Source organism: Adlercreutzia sp. (assembly GCF_056795635.1).
Genome location: NZ_JBQIIT010000001.1, coordinates 181,350 through 202,685, shown reverse-complemented (window position 1 = coordinate 202,685; position 21,336 = coordinate 181,350). Strand labels below are relative to the sequence as shown.

General features: G+C 67.2%; 1 protein-coding gene (cut by both window edges). It reads right to left on the bottom strand.

Every position in this 21,336-nt window falls within one protein-coding gene, locus ACTOXK_RS00690, for an SdrD B-like domain-containing protein, read on the bottom strand. The gene is 73,779 nt long; 25,587 of those nucleotides lie to the left of the window and 26,856 to its right, leaving coding positions 26,857-48,192 in view (codon 8,953, complete, through codon 16,064, complete); reading right to left, the first codon wholly in view occupies positions 21,334 to 21,336. The start codon and the stop codon both lie outside this window.

The window sequence follows — 21,336 nt, the reverse complement described above, 5'->3', positions numbered from 1 at the left end:
GCCCGTGGCCGGGTCGATGACGTCGGTGCCGTCGTCGTTCTTCAGGGTGCGGTAGGTCAGCCAGTCGTAGGTGAGGTAGCGGTCGGTGGGCACGAGCACCTTCGTGCCGTCGGCCATGACGTAGGCATCGTCGCCCGGGGTGCCGTCGACGGTCTTGTTGATGACGTCGGCCAAAGGCACGGTCACCTTGGAGGCCTGCAGGTCGCGGGCTGCCGTGTCCGGATCGATGTTGGAGTACTTCACGCTCTCGGCCTCGCCGGCCAGAATGATGTGGCCGGAATGGGACCGCACGCCGGCATGGGCGCCGCCGTCCAGGGTCAGCACCTCGTCCTGGGCCGTGATGGCGATGCCGCCGTTCTTGCCCAGGGTACCCTCGGCGTCGGAATCCACGTCGTAGGCCGCGGTCGGGTCGGAACCGTCGGCGCCGGGCAGGGTCTTGTGGTAGCGGGTGAGCAGCCACTGCTCGTCGTCGGCCGTGACGGTCTCGTCGCCGGTGGTGAACAGGCGCTCGCCCACCTCCACGCGGTAGCTGGCCAGGTAGTGGCCGCCATCGGGGGCGGTGTAGGCCGCGGGCAGGTTGTCGAAGGTGTACACGCCGCGGGTGCTCTCGTCCACGCGGTCCACCTCCACGTCCACGGCGTCGTCGCCGGTGCCCTCGGTGACGGTCTCGGTGTAGTGGCGCGCGTCGGCCGTCTTCACGGCGATGACGCCGCGCTTGCCCTCCACGTTCCACGCATCGGTGGAGCGGGGGTTCACCTGGTCTTCCTCGGCCGGCAGGCCGGTGACCGGGTCGGTGGCCTGCTCGCCGGTGACCGGGTCGATGACCGGCACCTTCACGGTGCGGCTCGTCATCTTGTCGGTGCCGAAGGCGAGGTTGCGCACCCAGAAGCCGGAGCCGTCGGAGGCGGGCTCGAAGTCGCCGGCCTCCAGGGCCTCGGCGGGCACGCCGGCCTCCTCGGCCAGCTCGGCCACGCGGGCCGTGTCCTCCTCGGAGAGCGATTCCTTGGCGGCCAGCTCGGCCAGCTCGGCGTTCACCGTGAAGCGGAAGGCGTCGGCGTTGCCGTCGGCGGCCTGGTTGCCGTTCAGGTCGGCGTAGGGCAGGTAGTACCACTGGGTCAGGTACACGGCCTGGTCGGCCAGGCCCGGCTCCCCGTCGTCCTGGATGCCGTTGTAGGCTTTGGCGCGGGCTGCGGCGTCGTGGGCGTTCTCGTCGGTCTCGTAGAACGAGTCGTCCCACACCTTGCCGGAGATGCTGGAGCGCGGCACCATGACCAGACCGGCGTCCCAGTTGTACAGACGGGCCGCGTCGCCCAAGTCGTAGACGGTGTTCACGTCGCCGAAGAGCATCTTACCGTTGCCGTAGTCCTCCTCGGACTCGTACTCCAGCTTCTCGGCCAGGTAGGTCTTGTACTTGCCCTTGTAGGTGGCGTACTCGTCGTTCAGGGTATTGTAGATGGCCAGGGCCTCCTCGTAGCGGGCGGTCTTCTCGTCGAAGTCTGCCTTGAGGTGGTCGTAGATGGCCTTGTAGCCGGGGAACTCCTCCTTGGAAAGCGTGCCGGTGGTCACCGTGGTGCCCTTGTCGCACAGGCCGTAGAGGTAGGTGTCGTCGCCCTCGTAGGCGGCGCAGTACACGAGCCACTCGTCCTGCTCGGTCTCGCCCTGGATGACGATGCCGTGCTTGTTGTAGGGCTGGGTGAACACGTTGGTGGCCTCGGTGTTCACCTTGTAGGTGATGAGCTCGCCGTTGGCGTCGGCGTAGACGAAGCCGAGGGTCTTGTTCCACGTGGTGAGGAAGTTTTCCCAGTCGGTGGACCAGGCCTTGTCGGCGGCCTCCCGGGCGCGCTTGCGCTCATCGTCGGTCGGGTTGTTCGGATCCACCACCTTGATGGCGTCGTAGAAGTTCTCCTCGTTGTACTTCTCGTTGGCGCGGGAGAGCTCCTCGGGCGTGGGCGGCGTCTTCGGGGTGGCCGGGATCTCCTTCTTCAGATCCTGGGCGGCCTTCCACAGGTCGTTCAGGGCCTCTTCCACGGCCTCGGTGGACTCGTAGCGGTTCACGGCCTTGCCGCCCAGGGTGAGCAGGGGCAGGTACAGGCCCGTGGCGATCTTGTCCTCGTCGATCTTCTCCTGGCCGTAGACCTCGTTGTCGGAGCTCTCCAGGCCGTTGTCGGCCCAGGTGGCGCCGAGCACGTTCATGGCCGCGTCGCGGGGGCCGGCCACGATGAGGTTCACCGGGGAGCCCTCGTGCTTCAGCAGGCCGGCCACCGGCACCTGGCCGATCACCGTGCCCGGCAGCGCGCTGCCCGTAAGCTCGGTCTTGAAGATGACGCGGCCCACGGAAAGGCCGTCGGCCTCAATGGCCGCCGTGGCCTGGGCGAAGCTCTTGCCCGTCACGTAGTCGCCAGTGGCGATGGTGGGGGCCACGCGCTCGGTCTCCTGGCCGTTCTCGTCGTAGGTCACCTTGTCGCCGTCGCGCAGCATGGAGCTCTGGTACAGCGGCAGCACCGGACGCAGGGCCTCCAGATCGCGCTTGACCTTGTGGGCCACGGTGTTGGTCTCCACCTCGCCGTCCTCGGTGCCGCCCACGGTGGCGGCGTGCACCACGGTCTTCACGGTGCGGAAGCGGTAGGTGGCCGTCACGGTCACGGACTCGCCCGGAGCCAGCTTGATGCGGCCGGTGTAGGCGCCGGAGCCGTCCACGTCGTCGGTGCCGAAGCGCACCACGGGGTTGCCCTCGTCGTCGGTGGCGTTCATGTTCACGGGCACGCCGGCCTTGTCGCAGACGGCGTCCACGCAGACCACGTCGGTCCCGGCCGTGAGGCCCTTGCCCGTCGGGTAGGGATCGGTGATGGTGATCTGCTGGGTGGCGTCGGTCTCGTTGCGGTACACCGTGGTGTAGGCGACCTCCACCGGGGTGTTCTCGTTCAGCTCGGTGAACGGCGCCAGCTCCGGCGAGTCGGCCAAAGGCGCGCCGGTCACGCGGTCGATGAGCGTGCCGGTGGCGGAGTGCTGGCCGATGGAGGCGAGCACGATGTAGCCGTCGGCAAAGGAGCCGGGCTCCGGCGTCCAGCCCTCGTCCCGCTGCTCGTTCAGGTAGTAGGTCAGGGTCGTGGCGTCCTCGGAGTTGGTGCCGTCGGCGCTCTGGGTGCCGCTGAAGCCCTCGCCGGGCTCCTCCGCCTCGCCGTCGCCCTCCTCCACGGCGCCCGGGGCGAAGGGCGCGTCGGTCACGGCCACGTAGATGTCGTCGCCGGCGGCGTTGCCGTTGGCCACCTTCACGTAGCGGGTCACGGCCGGGTCGGTGCCGGCGGGCATGGGCTCGAAGACCGAGCCGTTCTTGATGTAGTAGTCGGTGCCGTCGGTGTAACCGGAGGCCACGTCGTTGGCCTGGCGCAGCACGCCGGTGGCCACGGGCTTGGTCATGAGGTCGGAGTCGGAGTCCACCGACTGGCCGCGGTTGCCCGTGTTATCGGTCATGAAAGCGTTGCGCACGGTGATGGCGTAGTCCTCATCGAGCGCGTTCAGGTCCTCCTGATCGATGCGCAGGCGGTAGCCGGCCAGGCGCTTGGTCTTGTAGTCGCTGTCCAGGTTGCGGGTGTCGCGCGGGTCCACCACGTAGGAGGACACGTCGCGGAACAGGTAGGTGCCCGCCGCGGCCGCGTCGCCCGTGTAGGCCTCGCGCAGCTCGTCACCGGGGTACAGCTGCCAGCGGAACTCGCCCTCGTCGGTCATGGTCCACTCCATGACCGGGGTCTTCTCGCCGGTGTCGGGGTCGATCACCGGCACGCCGGCGGCGTTGGTCTTCCACAGCGGGTTGCCGTTGGAGTCCTTCTTCTGGACGTACTCCATGCGGGTCTCGGCCGGGCCGTAGTACCAGGTCTCCAGCTTCACCTTCACGCCGCCGTTGTCGCGGCCCTGGCCCACGCCGTCCTCGTCGGCCTGCTGCACGCCGTCGTAGTTGGCGTCGTTCCACACGTTGTTGCCCAGGTAGCCCTTGGTGCCGTCCACGTAGCCCAGGGCCAGCTTGTCCTGGCGCTCGTAGCCGAGCCACTTGTTGGCAGGATCCTGGTAGATCACCTTGCCGTCCTCGTCCAAGGGCAGGGCGGCCGTGAGCGGGTAGGTGCGGGCGGAGCCGGACACGTAGCGCAGGTCGTTGTCAGCCACGAGCACGTCGGAGTCGTGGTAGTAGAAGCCGTCGCGCTGGTAGGCCGTCGCATCGTTGCTCCAGGTGTTCAGCGTGGGCTTGATGAGGCGGTTGGCCACGGTCTCGGAGGTCTTGATGATGTAGGTCTTGCCGGCCTTCAGGCGGAAGCGGAAGAAGCCGGTGTCGTCGGTCACGATGGTGGCGGCGTTGCCGTCGGCATCGGTGGCCAGGGTGGAGGAGATGGATCCCTTCGCCTTGTCGTACTCGTAGACGTTCACGCGGATGCCCTCGAGGCGCTTCTCGGGCTTGGCGTCGGCGCCGGCCATCTGCTCCTCGGTGGTGCCGGTGCCCACGCCCACGGAATCCAGCAGGGAGTTGATCTGGATGTCCTCCTCCGGCGTGCCGTCGGCCAGGATGTCGTCGCGGTAGGTGACGCCCTCGAAGGTGATGCCCTGGGCGATGCCGAGCTTCATGGAGGTGGCCTTCTTGTCGTAGGCCTCGTGCACGGCCTTGTCGTAGGCATTGGTGCCGGCGTTGGCCTGGTCGTAGGCCACGGGCTCCACCTCGATGGTGGAGGTGGTCACCACGAGCGCCGCGTCCACGCCGTTGGCATGGTCGGCCTCGATGCGCTCCACGGTGAGGTCCTTGTCCTCGGCGTTGGCGTAGATGTCCGTCTCGCCGATGGACTTCTGGGTGGGCGAGAAGTTGTAGTACTCCTCAGGGAAGGTGTAGCGCAGGCGGTACTTGCCCGGCTCCAGGTTACTGAACACGTAGTAGCCCGGGTTGCCGTAGTAGTCGGTCTCGGTGTAGTAGACGTAGGGCGCGCCCGAGTCGGCGGAGATATAGTTGCCCCAGGCGTCGAACTCCGGCTTGCCGGTGCGGTCGTCGCAGCGGACCCAGCGGTCCTGGCGGCCGGTCTTGTCGTTGTTCACGAGCACCGACACCTCGCCGTCGCGGTTGACGGGGTTGCCGTACTCGTTCAAGAGCTCCACCTTGACGTCGTTGATGCCCGGGTCTTCCTTCTCCAGGTCGTAGTCCAGGTCCTTCAGGCGGCTCTCCCCCGTCTTCTCGTCGACGGTGTTGTCGAAGCGCTTGAGCATCTGCTTCTCGTAGTACACCGGGTTGCCGTCCTTGTCGACCACCGGGTTGCCGTCGCGGTCGATGGCCGGCTCGCGCACGGTCTTGTACTCGGGCTTGCCGGTCGCCGGGTCCACCACCACGCCGCGCAGCAGCTTGCGGCCGTTGAGCGAGGTCCGGTAGGCGGAGTTCAGCACGTTGCCGTCGGCGTCCTTCTCGGCCTCGTTGCAGTTCATATCCAGCACGTCGTCCTCGGGGGTGCCGGACCAGTCGGAGTCGAGCCACACGTAGTCGCCGATGTAGCCGCGGTTGTCCGGGGCGTCCACGAAGGTGCCGGCGCGCACGTCCTCCACGTGGTAGGCGCCGGAGATGTCGCCGGAGTCGTTGATGTTCACGCGGCAGTAGAAGGTGTTCCACTGCACGGCGGAGCGCAGCTCGGCGGCGCGGGCACGACGCTTGTTGTAGAGGGCCTTCTGGTCCTCGGTGTACTTGTCGTACTCCTCCTGCTTCACCTCGGCCTGCAGGTCAACGGCCGGGTCGCCCGTCTTGGTGCCCAGGAACTTGGGCAGGTTCAGCGGGGCCTTCAGGTCGTAGACGAGGCGCAGGTAGCCCTTGCGCGGGATGAAGGTGTCGATCTTCGGCTGGGCCCAGATGGCCACGAGGCCCCGGGTCAGCTCCTCCTTCTCCTCGGGGTACTCCTCCACGTAGTCCTTCAGGTCGGCCAGCTTCACGAGCTTGTAGCGGCGCTTCATGGTGTCGGCGTCGGTGATGAGGTTGCCGGTCACCTCGTCGTACTCGCCGAGGCGCACCTTCTCGAACTCGTAGTAGGAGCTGTCGGTCCACTGCTCCAGGTCGTCGGGGTCCTTGCCGTCCTCGAAGGAGCCGTAGTTCGGCCCGTAGACGACCTTGTCGCCGTACATGTACATCCAGAACAGGTCGGAGGGATCGGCCAGGCTGATGCGGCCCGTGGTCGGATCCTCCTCGTAGGGGCCGACCCAGATGTCCATGTCCACGCCGTCGGTGAGGGTGATGCCGTCGGCGGGCATGGTGGAATCGGCGGCGGAGAACCGCTTCACCTTAATGGAGTCCAGGTCCTTCAGCCAGCCGGACCACTGGGAGCCGCGGGCGATGGGCTCGGCGTTGTTGTTCGTCCAGATCTGATAGTCGCCCTCGAACGGCAGGATGTCGTAGAGCGCGATGTTGTTGAAGTTGCGGGCCTTCGACTCGTCGGCCTCGGGGTTCACAGCACTGGTGTAGTAGCTGTAGGTGGTGCCCTCGGGCACGGCGGCCGCGCCGTTGGAGGCGTAGGTGGCCAAGTCCTCCATCTGGGTGGAGGCCGTCTTGGTGTTGGACAGGTTCTGCTCGCCGGTGAACTCCAGGGCCTTCAGCTGCATCATGACCATGGACTGCGAGGTCTGGCCGTCCAGGTTCACGTCGCGGGTGTCGGACACCAGGCCGCGGGTGGAGCCGTCGTTATCGGAGGTGGCCGGCGTGTAGGGCATGAAGGAGCCCGGCTTGTAGCCGTAGCCGGAGGTGGTCAGCAGGTCTTCCGACAGCAAGTCGGAGGATTCCTTCTGCACCGGCATGATGAGCTCGATGACGATGCCCTGGCCCGGGGACAGGATGCCGCGGTCGTACTCGGTGACCTGGGTCACGTTGCCGTTCTCGTCCTCCACGTCCTTGATGGACTTCTGGCCGCTGAAGCGCCAGTTGAACATCTTGCGGTTGAAATTGGAGCCCGCGTCCACGCCGGCGGCCTTATCGGCCATGAGGAAGGCCGAGCCCTTGCTGTTGATGGGGCCGGGGTCGTTCATGCGCGGCGCCGAGGAGGAGTTGGAGCGCACCACGTCGCCCACCTCGAGGTAGTCGGTCATGTCGGCCACGTAGTAGGTCCAGATGGGCTGCTTCGCGTCCAGGTTGGGATGGGGCTTGTTGCCCACCTTGGTGGACACGAAGTCCCAGTCGAAGTAGTTGTAGGCCGGGGTGGGCACGGTCTCGGTGGTGGTGGAGCCGTCGGGATTGGTCACCGTCTTGGTGGTGTACAGGTCGTCGTAGGCCACGTACTGCAGCTTGTCGTCGGTCATGTCCTGGGCGGCGCCGAAGCCCTCCACGTAGGGCAGGATCTGGGAGATCTGCGGGTTGGCGCAGTAGTCCTGCTCGTAGCCCTTGTAGTTCAGGGCGGCCATCTGCTCGTCGGAGAGGTTGGACAGGATGATCTTGTAGCGCATCATGCGCGAGGAGCCCTTGTCGATGGTGGAGGCGCCGGTGACCCACTTGTAGCCGGTGGTGCCGGAGCCGGAGAAGTAGCCCTGGATGATCTCGAGGGCCAGCACCGGCGACTCGGGCGTGCGGATGAAGCCGGCGCGGCTGCGCTCGGTCTCCACGCTCTTGGTGTCGTCGTAGCGCGGCACCGCCGAGACGAAGTGGTTCACGTGCACCGACGGGTCGGCCTCGGCCGAGGGGGCCTCGTTGTCGGGCGGGTTCTGGGAGGCCTGGCCCACGGTGGGCGTGTTCAGAAGCGACGTGGCGAAGTCCACCATGGGGGCGTTGTCGGTGATGCCGGAGGGCAGGGCCACGGTGGTGTCCGGGTAGTAGTTGCCCGCCGCGTCCAGGATCTGCACCTGGCCGTGGTTGTTCTTCTTGTAGCCCCAGCCGGCGTTCAGGCGCAGCGGGTCGAACTCGTCGGCCTCTTGCTTGCCGGCGGTGACGATCTCCTTGCCGTTCTGGTCGTAGAGCTTCTCGTCGGAATCGGGCACGGCGTCCACGTCGAGGCGGAAGCCGTGGGGCACGGCCACCTCGTGGGACAGGCGGTCGTCGTCGACGCGCGGGGTGATGGCGTTGCCCTTCTCGTCGGTGGTGGGCACGGCCTTCACCACCCAGCGGATCTGGCGCACCTGGCAGCCCTCGTACTTGTCGAGGAAGCTGTCGTCGATGGTGACGTTCTCCTTGTCGGAGATGGCGTAGCCGCCCGGCTCGCCGATCTGGATCCAGCGCTGCTCGTCGGCGGTGTTGTAGTCGGTGGAGTCGCCGAACACCTCGTCGATCTCGTCTTCGCCGTACCAGTAGTCGCGGTCGGCATCGCTGCCGGGCAGGGCGAAGTTCTCATGGTCGGTGTAGGTGGGGCCGTTCTGCTCGTTGTAGGCGTTCACGCGCTCGGCACGGTCGGTAGACACGATGCGGGCGAACATGAACAGGCGCAGCTGGCTCTCGGTCTCGGCGGCCTCGTTGGCGGGCAGGGCGCCGGCCTCGTTGGCGGCCAGGGGCGTGCCCTTTTCATCACCGGTGTCGGTGTAGAGGGCCCCGGGGACCTCCCACACGCCCGTGGACACGCGCTCGAACACCGAGCTCAGGCGACCCACAGCGTAGGCGGTGGACTCGAAGGGCGCGTTGTTCACGGTCATGGCATTGTCGTTGACTGTGGCGCCGGCGGTGGCCCAGAAGGGCACCTGCCAATCCACCACGAAGCTGTTCACGGCGCCGCCGGTGTTCACGGCCTGGGTCAGGTAGAACCCGTTGGAGCCGCGCAGCTGCACGTCCTGGCCGGTGTAGACGCCCATGTCGGAGTTGTAGATGAGGCTGCGCAGCTTCTCGGTGTCGGAGCGCACCGACACGCTGGGCTTGCGCACGTGGAACCAACCGGAGGTGGCGGTCACGTACAGGTCGTCGAGGTCCTTGTCGCGGTCGTAGTTGATGTTCTCGTACTGGTTGTCCTCGGCCTTCTTGCCGGCGCGGAAGAAGCGGTTCACCGACTGGCCGTGGAACGACGTGCCGATGAGGGTCTTGATCTGGTCGTCCTCCAGCTTGGGCTTGGTGGCCGCCGAGCCGCCGGCGTTGCCGGGATCGATGGGGTCGCCGTTCTCGTCCTTGCCGAAGCCGGTGTTCTCGCCGCCGGTCACCTTGTCACCGTCGAAGTCGTCGCCGTAGATGTGGTCCCAGGCGCCGTCCTCCGGGTCGTCGGACAGCCAGTTCAGCTTGGTCTCGTGGGCCGTGGCGTAGAACTGGGAGTCGTCGCCGTCCCAGGAGGCCACGGTCTCCATCTGCTTCTTGAAGCTGACCAGGTTGCCGTCCTCGTAGAGGCTGTCGTCCATGGCCGACTCCACATCGCCCAGGTTGTCCAGGCGCGTCTTCACCTTCACGGTGATGGCGTCGCCGTAGCCCAGGTAGCCGTCGGCGTGGGCGCCGGCGTAGAAGGCGTTCAGCAAGCTGTCGAACTCGGCGAACTCGTTGTCGGTGGCGTCGTCGGGGGCGGCCAGCTCGAACACGACCACCTCGCGGTCGTGGGAGTGGTCCTTCAGGGTGGTCAGCGCGCCCACGCCCTGGTTCTCCTCGGACTCGCCGGCCAGGAGGTCGTGGACGAGGTTGCGGCTCGCCAGGGTGTCGGTCGGGTCGTCCAGGTCGGCCTTGCCGTAGTGGGCGTTGTCGGCGCCGCCGCGGCCGGCCGTGGGGCCGGTGGTGGCGAAGGTGTCGTCGCCGTAGTTGGGCTGGTAGGTCACCTTCACGGTCCAGCCCTCGGCCAGAAGCTGCTTGGGAGTGAGGCGCTCGATGCGCATGACGCCCTCGCCCAGGGTCTTGTCGGCCCAGGTCTTGGCCACGAGCTTGTCGCCCGCGGCGTTGGCCACGTACTCGCCGGCCTCGGTGTCGGCCACGGTCTTGGGCACCAGGGTGCCGGTGCCGTCGTCGACCATGGCCGGGGTGCCGTCGGCGGCCCGCACGGTCTCGCCGGCCGCGGCATCGGCCGTGGTCTTGAGGGTGCCCTTGCTCTCGTTGCCGTTGTTCTCGGCCACGGTCACCCAGCGCTCGATCTTGTGGGCGGCGGCGTCCACCACGTAGTCGCCGGCGGCCGGGTTGGCCACGTCGGCGTGGCGGTCGCGATAGGTGCGCTCCACGTAGAAGGCGTACTCGTCGTTCTCGTAGTCGCCGATCCACTTATAGTTGCTGTCGGTGGAGGTGGTGCCGTCCCAGCCGGCCAGCTCCTTGTCGTCGGTGAGCATGCGGTCGTCGTAGAAGGTCACCTGGCTCGGCAGGTGCAGGGCGTACACGAGCTTCGCGTGCTTCAGGTTGCCCTGGGCCTCCACGATGTCGGTGTAGTCCTCAGGCTCCAGCTTGTCCGCGGAGTTGGTGATGGTGGCCGCGAACCAGGGGTGCTCGTTGTACTGCCAGGCGTCGTTCTCGCCCGAGGGCAAGAACAGGGTGTCGTGCTCGATCCAGTTGTTGTCCATGCCGAAGGATTCCAGGAAGGCCGGATCGTACTGAATCTCGTTGTGGTGGAAGTACGGGTCGTTGTCGCCCGTGGCCACCCAAGCCAGGGTACGGCCGTCCACGCGGTAGTTGTTGAAGGTGTAGGGGATGATCTCCCACACCTCCGGGTCGTAAGTGCCCAGGTTCGGGGTGCCGTCGGCGTTGTAGTCCACCGGGGTGGACACATCGCTCGTCAGGATGTCGGTCCCCTTCTCGCGCAGCATCCACTCGCCCGCATCGTTGGTCTTGTAGGGAATGCTCGGGTCCTTCAGCGGGATGTGGAAGATCACGTTGCGCGTCTGGGTGGTGCGGATGTCGTCCACGGTCTCGTTGCGGCTGTACTCGAACTCGTCGTAGGCGTCGGGGGCCTTCGGCGGCTCCTCGTCCTTCACGCGGATGATCTCCACGGGCAGGTAGATGGAGGGGCCCTCGTTGGAGTCGGACGCCGGGGACTTCACCTCGATGTAGAGCTGGTTGGCCTCGGCCTCCATGTAGTCGCCGAGCTTGTCGGTGCCGGGCACCAGGTCGTGGCGGACCGACTTCTCGGTGACCACCACGCCGTCGCGCACGACGTTCCACGTGCCCTCGGTGCCGTCGGTGCTGCTCGGGTCAGGATCGCTGAAGGTGTAGAAGGTCTCCCCCACGGCCGTGAAACGGCCCTCGTCGGCGGTGATGGTCGCCCCGTCGGGCGCCTTCACCTGGGCCACGTAGTGGGCGTAGCGCTCCTTCACGGGATTCTTGTCCGCGTCCACGAGCGGCTTGCCGGTGCTGTCCAGCTTGTTCTTCTCCACCTCGGTGTAGAGGTAGTAGTTGTCGCCGATCTTGACCAGGCGGCCGAGGCCAGCGGTGGTGTAGACGTACTTGGTGCGCGGGTCCACGTTCTTCTTGAAGATAGTGGCCTTGGTGTAGTCGGTCTCGGCGGTGCCGGAGCCCGTGTGCTTGTACAGCTGCGGGGCGCCCGGGCCGGTGTACTGGTCGAGGTTGGTGGAGTTCAGGGTCACGGCATCGTAGCTGACCTGGGTGATGAACTCGGGCACCTCGGGCTTCTCCGGGTCGGTCGGCTTGCCGTCGCCGTCGCCAGAGCCGTCGCCGCCCTCGCCGGAGCCGTCACCGGAGCCGTCGCCCGAACCGTCGCCCTTGTCGCCCTCGCCCTTGTCGCCGTCCTCGCCCTCGGTGGGCGGGGTGTAATCGGGGTTGGGCACCTGGGTCTCGGTGCGCACGTAGAAGGTGAGGTCGTCCAGCGGGTGCTCCACGAGGGCGCCCGTGGAGTCCTTATCGCCCTCCAGGGTGTACACGTAGTCGTCGAAGAAGCCCACTTCCAGGGCACGCAGCTTGGCGTTCACGTAGGTGACCTGGCCGCGCACGATCTGCTTCACGAAGATGTCGGGAGCCGCGTCGCTCGCGTAGAAGGCCAGCTGGGTGGCCGAGGACAGGTCCTTCTTCTCGTAGGTGCCCTTGGCGTCGTTGTAGGTGTAGAAGGTGGCGCCCAGAGCGCTCTGCTCCGGCACCGCCCCCAGGCTGTAGTCGAAGTAGCTGTAGGGATCCACCACGTCCTCGGTCACCGGCGCCTTGGGGGCCACGCGCACGGAGACGAAGGCGTCGCCCTCGCCCACGAACAGCGGGGTGCCCGCCGCGGCCAGGCTGCCCAGGACGTACTTGTCCCGCGGCACGGCGGTGTACACCTCGTCGCGCTTGTACACTGTGTCGGCGGACGGGTCGTAGTCGGTGGCGTCGGCCACGGCCACGTAGATGAACTGGCCCGGGTTGGCCGGATCGGGGCGCTGGATGTACTTCGTGCCGTCGTAGCCGGCCTCGGCCACGCTGTAGACGTACTCGCGGGTGTAGAAGGTCGTGCCCGCGGCGTCGTCCCACTTGCGGTCGGTGTCGGGAATGGGGTTGGTGGTCACCTTCTTGGTGCGCTTGTAGTTCTCGGTCAGCACGAGCTTGCCGCCGCCGTCGCAGTCGCCGGCGTACAGGTCGGCCACGGTCTGGTCCAGCTCGCCGGTCAGCAGCGACAGGGTGAAGGTCTTCTTGAGGGACCACACCACGTTGCCGTTCTCGTCATAGGACTTCAGCGTCAAGGTGACGACGTTGCCGTCCTTCACGCGCTTGGCGTAGTTCTTCATGGTGCCGTCTTCGTAGCGGGAGCTCATCTCGGTGGTGATGACGCCGTTGTCGTCGGTCTCGGTCACCTTGATGCGCTCGTGGCCCTCGGTGTCGCGCAGCACGCGGTCGGTGAACTTGATGCCGCCCTCCCACCAGGTGCGCGGGGCGGTGATGATGGAGCCGTCCACCGAGATGATGGAGTCCTCGTCGGCGCCCATGCCCGTGGCCGAGGTGCCCGGGATGCCGTCGTTGGCGTAGTTCTCGTTGTTGTCGCTCGGACGGTCGCTCGGGTTGGCCTCCACCTCGTAGGCGGCGTTCAAGGTGGGCACCTTGGTGCGCAGCTTCACGGTGGAGTACACGCCGGCGTCCCCGTGCTCGCGGGCCTCGCCGGCCAGGCGGTTCACGAACTTCTCGCGATGGGTGGCCGCGGTGTCGGGCACCAGGGTGCCGTCGCCGTTCACGTCGCGGTGGCCGTTCAGGGCCAGGGTGGTGGCCGCCGACAGGCCGTAGGCGTTGGCGGCGAACTCGTAGTCGCCCACCGTGAGGCCCTTGCCCTGGGTCAGCGGCGTGGCCAGCGGCTCGCCAGCGGCGTCCTTGGTCACGGTGTCGGTGCCCACGAGCGGCAGGCCCGCGGCGGGCAGGCCGCCCCGGGCGTTGGCCGAGCGGATGGTGCCGTAGCGCTCGGTGTAGGTGCCGTTGTAGCCGGCCAGGTAGTTGTAGGGCACCTTCTCGCCCAGGGAGGCGCCGGTCTTCGGATCGCCCGTCTTGATGTACTTGGCGGGAATGAAGCCCTCGGTGCGCGGCACAGCCGCATACTCGCTGCCCGAGGCGTTCTGGGCCGCGTACTCGTAGTAGGTGCTCTCGGTGGCATCGAGGCGCTTGTCGGCCAGGTAGTAGCCGGTGGCCTTGGCGATGTTGTTGTAGGTGGTAGAGTTCACCGTGGTCCAGTTGGAGTGCTCGGCGCGGTACTTCAGCCACGTGAGCTTCTTCTGGTGGCCCTTCAGGGGATGACCGTCGCCGAACAGGCCCAGCTGGGCCTCGGCGCCCGGGGTGAAGGGGTTGACGTCGCTGGCGGCAACCAGGGTGATGTTGCCCGTGGTCATGCCCGTGGACTGGGTGACGCGGTCGGCCGCGGCGGCGTTGGCCACCTTGATGTCCTCGTCCACGATGTGCTTGGCGCCGTCCACCTTGGAGGTGACGAAGGCGCGGATGTTCTCGTAGCTCTTGGTCATGGAGGCCGGGTCCAGGCCCATCTTCGGCTCGTCGTAGGTGAGCACGTTGAACTTGAAGGTGTCAAGACCGCCCGAGACGATCTGGGTCACCAGGTCGCGAGCGTCGTTGTAGCCCGTGGCCTTGGGCTCGAACCGCAGGACGTAGCGCCACTCCACCGAACCCGTGTCGGTGGTCACCGGCTCGAAGGCGTAGGTGGCATCCCAGTTGGCTTCCTTCCAGGCCGCCGACATATTGTCGTTCACGCTGGCCAGGGTCTGATACCCCGTGGCGTCGCCGGCCGGGGCGGGGGTAGCCGTCAGGTTGTCGTAGTTGTCGGCATCGGCACCCACCACGGCGGACACGTCCCAGTCCTCGGTGGCCAAGGTCCAGTTCGCCATGCCCTTGTTCTCGCCCTTGATGGAGTAGGGCTGGCCGGTGGTCTTGGAGTACGGGGCCACGCCGTAGGGCAGCACCACGGTCAGCACGGGCAGGGTGAGCGAGCCCTTGGACCCGCCGTCCACAGCGTAGTTGTTGTGGTACTTGGAGTTGTAGGTGGTGCCGTTGTGCACGTTGGCCGTGTTGTTGTACTGCCACTGGTAGGGCTGGTCGTTCAGCCAGTAGCGGTTCTCGATGTGCACGTTGATCTGGCGGCGGTCCGCCTCGGTGTCCACATAGTAGGTCTCGTTCACCGCTTCCACGGCGTTGGAGGTCTTGCCGGCTTCGGCCATGTACTCGCTCACGGTGCTCCACACGCGCACGAGCGGCTTGCGCATGACCGCATGGGTGCCGGTCTGGGCGTAGAGGGTCTGGGGCTCGCCGGCGGCGTTCTTCTTCAGGGCGTCGTTGTAGTTCACCTGGGCGGCGTCGGTCACCACGAGGCCCATGGCGGCCAGGGCCCGCTGGCCGTCGCTGGCGGCCAGGGCCTCGTCGGCCAGCACCGAGTTGGTCATGGTGGTGAACCCGTTCACGGCCGGGAAGTTCGGGGAACCGTAGAACTCGCCGTAGAGCGGCGCGTGCACGCCGAGGCGGCCCTTGGCGATGAGGGTCCAGGAGTAGTCCATGCCGTAGGGCTGCACGTTCTGGCGGCGGCTGCGCAGGGCGGCGTTGCCCTCGTACACGTCCACGTCGTAGATCTGGTAGTAGGCGCTCGCGTTGAAGGGACGGGTGCCCTCGGTGCCGGCGGTGGCCTCGGCGGTCTTCTTGTAGAAGGTCACGGTGCCGTCGGTGGGGTCGGCGGCCGTGGCGGCGCGGTAGGTGCCGTCGGCCTCGCGCACGTACAGGGTGCCGGTCTCGGCGGTCGGGTCGGCCACGGCCTCGTAGACGGCCTCGGTGCCGGGGGTGCCGGGGGTGGCGGCGTCGGTCGGGTCGTCCGTCTGGGGCTCGTCGGTGTGCTCGGCATCGTCCCACGGGGCGGTCAGCAGACGGTCGTACCAGGCCTCGTCCTCGTTGTTGCCGAAGACGTGGCTGGCCAGGTTCACGCGCAGCTTGTAGCCGCCCTCGGTGTAGCAGTCGGCCATGTTCGCCGGGTCGGGGTCGGTGGCGTTGGCCACGCCAGCCACCGTCGCCCCGCCGTCGATGGCGCGGCCGAACCACTTGCCGAGATCCTGCTTCACGGTGATCTTCAGCACCCAGGGCTGGGAGCTCTGGGTGTAGGCGGCGCCGGTCATCTTGGCGGTGTCCACCACGGGCGCGTCGCCGGCGCCGGGCACCGAGTCGGTGCCGGTGGCGGCGCTCACGCTGGAGTAGGTGGCCTGCTCCACGGCCCGGGACAGGTCGGTGGCGGCCGTGGTCACGTTGCCCTCGCGGTAGAAGGCCGGATCCTGGATGGCCGCCGGGGCGTCGTAGCCCGCGTAGGCGCTGTAGGGGGTCTGGAGCACCTCCACCTCGATGCGGTCCTCATCGATGGCCTCGTAGGTCTCGTCCACATAGGGGGCGCCGTCGTTGCCAAGGGTGCCGGTGGTGCTCGGGCGGCCGTTGGCGTCCACGGCGCGGCCGCCGGCAGAGTAGCCATTCACGGCCTTCAGCAGCTCGGCGCCCACCTCGATGGTGCCGTCCTCCCCGATCACCGGCTCCACGCCGCGGGGCATGATGTAGGTGAACTCCACGCCGTCCAGGTTGCGGTCGCCGTAGTTGTAGGCGGTCAGCTGGCTCGTGAAGGTCTGGCCGAATTCCAGGGCGTCCTCGTACTGGCCGAATTCCACCTCCGGATCCACGGTCAGCTGCCAGTGGGTCAGGTTGTTCTGGCCGTTGTCGTAGATGTTCTTGTTCGGGTCGGTGTAGTTCACATCGGCGGCCGTGGGGAAATCGGTGTTGACGGCAGCCGAGCCCGAAGCGCCGGTGGTCACGCGGATCACGCCGTTGTAGCGGCGGCCCGTCGGCAGATCCTGGGCCACGTTGCCGCTGTAGCGGCGAGCGGCCTGGTAATCGTCGGCGGCGTTGGCGGCGCCCACGCGGCTGTCGAAGTCGCTCACCATCTCGGAGGTGGTGGTCAGCCACGCCTTCTGCATGTGCAGGCGCGTCTGGGACCACACGAGCGGAGTGGCCGACACCTGGCTCGCCAGGGCGCGGTCCACGTCCACGGTGCTCTGCTTCTTGGCCGTGAGCTTCTTCTCGCCGAAGGTGTTCAGGGCGTCGGCGATGCGGCTGGCGGTGACGAAGGCGAAGTAGTCGCGGGCCACAAGACCGGTGGTGGTGTTGCCCTTAATGTCCCAGGCGTCGCGGGTCACGAAGGAGAACTGGTTCGGCAGGCTGCCCTTGGCATCGGCCACGCGGTTGTCGCCGGTGGTGGGGGTGCCCGTGAGCAGGTAGCTCACCTTCTGGTTGTTGGCCTTGCCGCCGCGCAGGGTCATCACGTCGGCGTCCATGAACTGGCCGTTGGAGCCGGAGGAGCCGTAGTCGTAGGCGTTCACATTGGGGGCCGTGACCACATTCTCGCCGATGTAGCCGCCGCTCGGGCGCTTCACGTTGGAGTCGGTGCCGGGAATGAAGGTGTAGGCGTGGTTGAACATCTCGTAGGTGTCCACGTGCTTGGGCTTGTCGGCCGTGAAGGCGGCCTCGTGGAGCAGGGAGTCCATGTCCATGAGCACGTTCTGGGTCTCCACGCGGTTCACGCCGGTCACGGCGTTGGACAGGCCGAAGGTGGCCGAGCCCACGCCGGGGTTCGTGAAGAAGCTGCCGGCGGCGCAGCCCACGTGCCCGCAGTGCAGGTGGTAGCCGGAGAAGTAGTACTCGCCCAAGCGGGGCAGGAAGGCCGGCTTCTTGCCCGTGGTGTTGCTCGTGCCGTCGGCGTTGGTGGCCGTGGTGGTGGAGGCGTCCAGGTCCTTGTACACCTGGGGCAGGTTCTCCTCGGCGGCGCGCACCGGGAAGGCGATGGCCACGGTGTCGCCCACCTCCACCACGGCGGAGGTGTAGTCGGGGCGGTCCACCGGGCGCAGGGCCACCATGTCGTCGGAGGCCACGGTGCCGTGCTCGGGCACGGAGCCGTCGGTCAGTTGAGAGCCCGTATTCAGTTCGTTCTCGTCCAGGAAACGGCTGTCGGCCGGGTCGGTGATGTAGGTGCGGCCCGTGGCATCCTTATACTCGGGGTCTACCACCCACTCGATCTTGAACAGGCCGAACGTAGTCGGGTTGGACACATTCTTGTCCCGGGGGTCCAGATCGTTGTAGGTCTTGCCCCAGGTGTACTTGTTGGAGCCGCCGTCAAGGCAGGGGTTGTTCAGGCCGCCGTTGGTGCACAGGCCCTTCTCCTGGGAGGCGTAGTTCATGGAGCCGCCGTAGTCAGGGGCCTCGGTCTCGGTGCCCACCAGGGTGGCCTTCAGCTTCAGGCCGCGGGTGCGCTCGGCGGTCACGTCGTTGCCGAAGCGATCGTACCAGGCGATGCCCAAAGCCGAGCCGTCATCGGCCTTGGCGTTCAGCACGGACTCGAGGTACTCCTCGGTGATGCGGGCGCCCAGGTTGCTCGACACGGAGGCCGCGTCGTCGTAGGCGTACTGGGAGGCCTGGCGCAGGTAGTCCAGGGGAATGCGCTCGTAGAACACCGGGTTGTAGATCTCGCCCTCGCCAGCGCCCTCCTCGTGGGTTTTGAGCACCTGGAGCTTGGTCCTCTCTTCAGCAGACCCCTCCCCCACGGACTGGTCGATGGCGTCGGCCACGTTGATGTTGCGGATATAGGCGCGGTCCTCGCCGCCATGGACGGAGCCGTCCTTGCGGTAGTAGAAGTACACCTCGTAGTTGCCCGCCGACACGTTGTAGCTCGGCCAGGTCTGCCAGCCGGTGTTGCCGCCGTAGTTGCCACCGTTCATGGAGCTGACCAAGGCGCCGTTGCGGTACACGCGCCAGTACAGGTAGTCGTAGCTCGCGCTCTCGGAGCTCACGCGGTACTGCCACGACACCTTGGTGTCGGAGTAGGCCGTGAAGGAGAACGACATGGAGGACGTCGCGCTGTTCACGTGGTAGTTGGAGTTGCTGTAGTACTCCGTGCCGTTGAAGGCCCAGCCGCCCGTGCTCATCACCGGCTTGGTGGCCACGGCCGCCAGCTTGGCGTTCACAAGGGTGTCGCGGTACCAGAAGGTCTCGCCGGCCACATAGCCGCTCTTCTGATCGGCGTTCTCGTTGTAGGCCGCCGTGGCCTCCTCCTGGGTCTGGAAGACCTGGTTCTGGAACTGCACGTTGGGGCTCTTACGGTACACGCGGATGGGCTCGTCGATGGCGTCCCACTGGTTCTGGTGGGTGAGCCACTCGCCGTGCTCCACGTTGGTGGAGGCCGCATCACCGAAGGTGGCGCCCTGGATGACGTCGTCGGTGTACAGCGGGTTCTGGAAGTCCAGGGTGGTGGCCTCGTTGTGACGGTGGCTGAAGGCCACGTCCACGGCCACGGTGCCCTCGTAGTAGTTGGCGATGTCGGTCCACAGGTCCAGCGGGTTGCGAGTGTCGTTGAAGCGGGCCACGCCCATGAGCTCCACGTCGTTCAGGGCGAAGGGAGCCAGGCCGTCGGCCGTGAAGGTGCCGTCGTCGTTCTTCACCGAGGCTGTGGCCGGCACGTCGAAGTAGGTCCAGCGCATGGCCTGGGCCTCGCGGAACAGGTTGATGTTGTACACGCCGCGGTTGTCGTAGGTGGCGCCCGTGCTGTCGGTCAGGCCCGAGAAGCGGTTCACGGTGCCGTCCACGTAGTGGGTCTGGCCCGCGAAGGTGCGGCCGGCGAACTCGCCGGTGGTGGCGGTGAAGCCGCCCATGTAGTTGCGCAGGGCCTCGCGGTCCTGATCCTCGGCCAGCCACGCGCCCTCGATGGTCTCGGTGGCCGGGGCGGTCTCGTTGCCCTCCCCATCAACCTGGGCCGGAGTCTTCTTCGTGACGATCTCCACGGCCTCCTCGCCGCCCAGGGCCGGGTCGGCCTTGATGGCCAGGGCCTTGTCGATCTCCTCCTGGGTGGTCAGGGCCACGTAGTACTCCACCATGATGTTCTTGCGGCCGTCGGGGCGCACGGCGGAGCCGTCGGCCACGGTGCGGTTGCCCTCGGTGGTGGCGAAGGACTGGGTGGGGTTGATGGCCTCGCCCATGACGTTGTTGGCCGCATCCATCATGGTCTCGTTGTCGGGCATGGTCTCCGGGTAGGCCAGGTTGTGGCCCGTGAACTCGAAGATCTGACGGCCCGTGGGCTGCTGGTTCTCGGCGTTGAAGCCCTCGGTGAAGCGCACCGTAGTGCGGATGTCGCTCGTGTGGAAGGTGGGGTTCGCCAGGTTGGTCACGGTCAGCTTCAGCGGGTTGCCGTCCTGGTTGGCCGTGGTGCGGCGCGTGGTGGACTTCTCCGTGTAGGCGGCCGTGATCTGCACGTCGTTCTGGTGGTTGTCGGTAACGCGGCCCATGCGCTTGCTGGCCGTAGCCCCGGTAGCGCCGGCGGCGCTGTAGGCGGTGTTGGCCGTGGTGGTCACCTGGCCGTACTTATCGCGGTTGGCGCCCGTGGCGGTCAGCAGGTCGGCGGCCAGGGCGTTGCCCTGGGCATCGGTGCCGCCGAGGGTGAGGTCGGCCACCTGGGCATGGGTGCCGGAGCCGGCCCCGTCGGTGTTGCCGTTCTTGTAGAAGCGCACCTGGGACTCCACGGCCGAGCCGTACTGGTCGCGGCCCGTGAGGTTGGCGGTCACGTCGGTGGGATGGCGGTGGTCGATGGGGTCGAGGGCCTCGTCGTCCACGGACTTGTACACGTCCTCGCCCACATTGTCGGACTGCTCCACGCGGTACTGGCTGAAGCCGTGGCGCGGGGCGGCGGTCACGGTGTAGGCGGCCTGCACGGTGCTGGCGGCGTAGGCCGGCCGCTCGGCGTCGTAGGGCTCCCGCCCGTCGCCGTTGCTGCTGTTGAAGGCCTTGTTCTCCGAGGCGTTGTAGGCGTCGCGGGTCGCCGCGTCGCCCTCCAGCTCGTCGGTCATCTGGGTGATGACGCGGATGTAGACGCCCTCGCCGGGCATCATCTGCTGGGTGGGCGAGCCCACGGAGAACACGAGGGCGCGGTTCATGTCGTAGTGCTCCCCCACCGTGTCGGGCTGGACGGCCCGGGCCAGGGCGTCGGCGGCCACGGCCGGAGCCGCGGGGGCCACGGCCGCCGGGGCCGGAGCCTCGCCGCCGTCGGGGTTCTCGGTATCGGTGCCGTCGGGGTTCTCGGTCTCGCCGGCGTCCGGGTTCTCCGGGTCCACGGGCTCGGGATCGGGCTCGGGCTCCGGGTCGGGCAGCACGATATCGTCGTGGGCCAGCAGGGTCAGATCCGTGGAGGCCGGGGCGAAGGCCATGGTCACCACGTCGGCGCCGGCGGCGTTGGGCTCGCCCAGCAGCTTCGCGGTCACGCGGGCCGCGTTCGCATCGGCGTCGTAGTAGGCCGTATCGGTGGTCAGCGGCGGGTTGGCGGTGTTGATGGCGGGGGCATCCGGGCCGAACTCGCCCGTGACGCCAAGTTTGTCGTTGGCGCCCACGAAGTTGAGCTGGGTTTTCCCGGAGGCGGCGCCGGTGGCGCCGGGCACTTCATCGGTCACCACCTCCCAACCGACGATGCGCTGTCCGCGGTTCACTTCAAAGCGGGCATCCACGTGCTGCAAGGGCAGCATCGACTTCAGGTTCGCACCCACGAACAGGGTGTACTCCACGTAGTCGCCGGCGTACAGGGCGCCGTCGGGGATGTCGTTGGCCGTGGTGGTGGGCTCGTAGCTGAAGATGCTCGTGGAGGAGCGCTCGTCAGCGTCGTAGGCGAACACGGTGTCCTTCTGGCGCAGGGTGGCATCGTCGCGACCGTAGCCCACGGTAGGCTCGATCTTGCGCCCGCGCACATAGGAGGTGTCCATGGTGCCCAGCTTGTGGGCCACGCGATAGGAGGCGGTGTCGTCCACGAAGGCGGTGAGCCCCTCGGTGTTGGGGTCCTTCGCCTTCAGCTCCACGGTCAGCTTGTGGCGCGAGTCGGTGCCCGCGAAGGCGCTCGACTGCTTGCCGAAGGACGGCGTGGAGTTGTAGTCCCACTGACCCGCGTTCAACTTGTCGCCGTCGCGGTCGGCTCCCAGGACGTTGTCCTTGGTGAGGGCCTGGTTCGT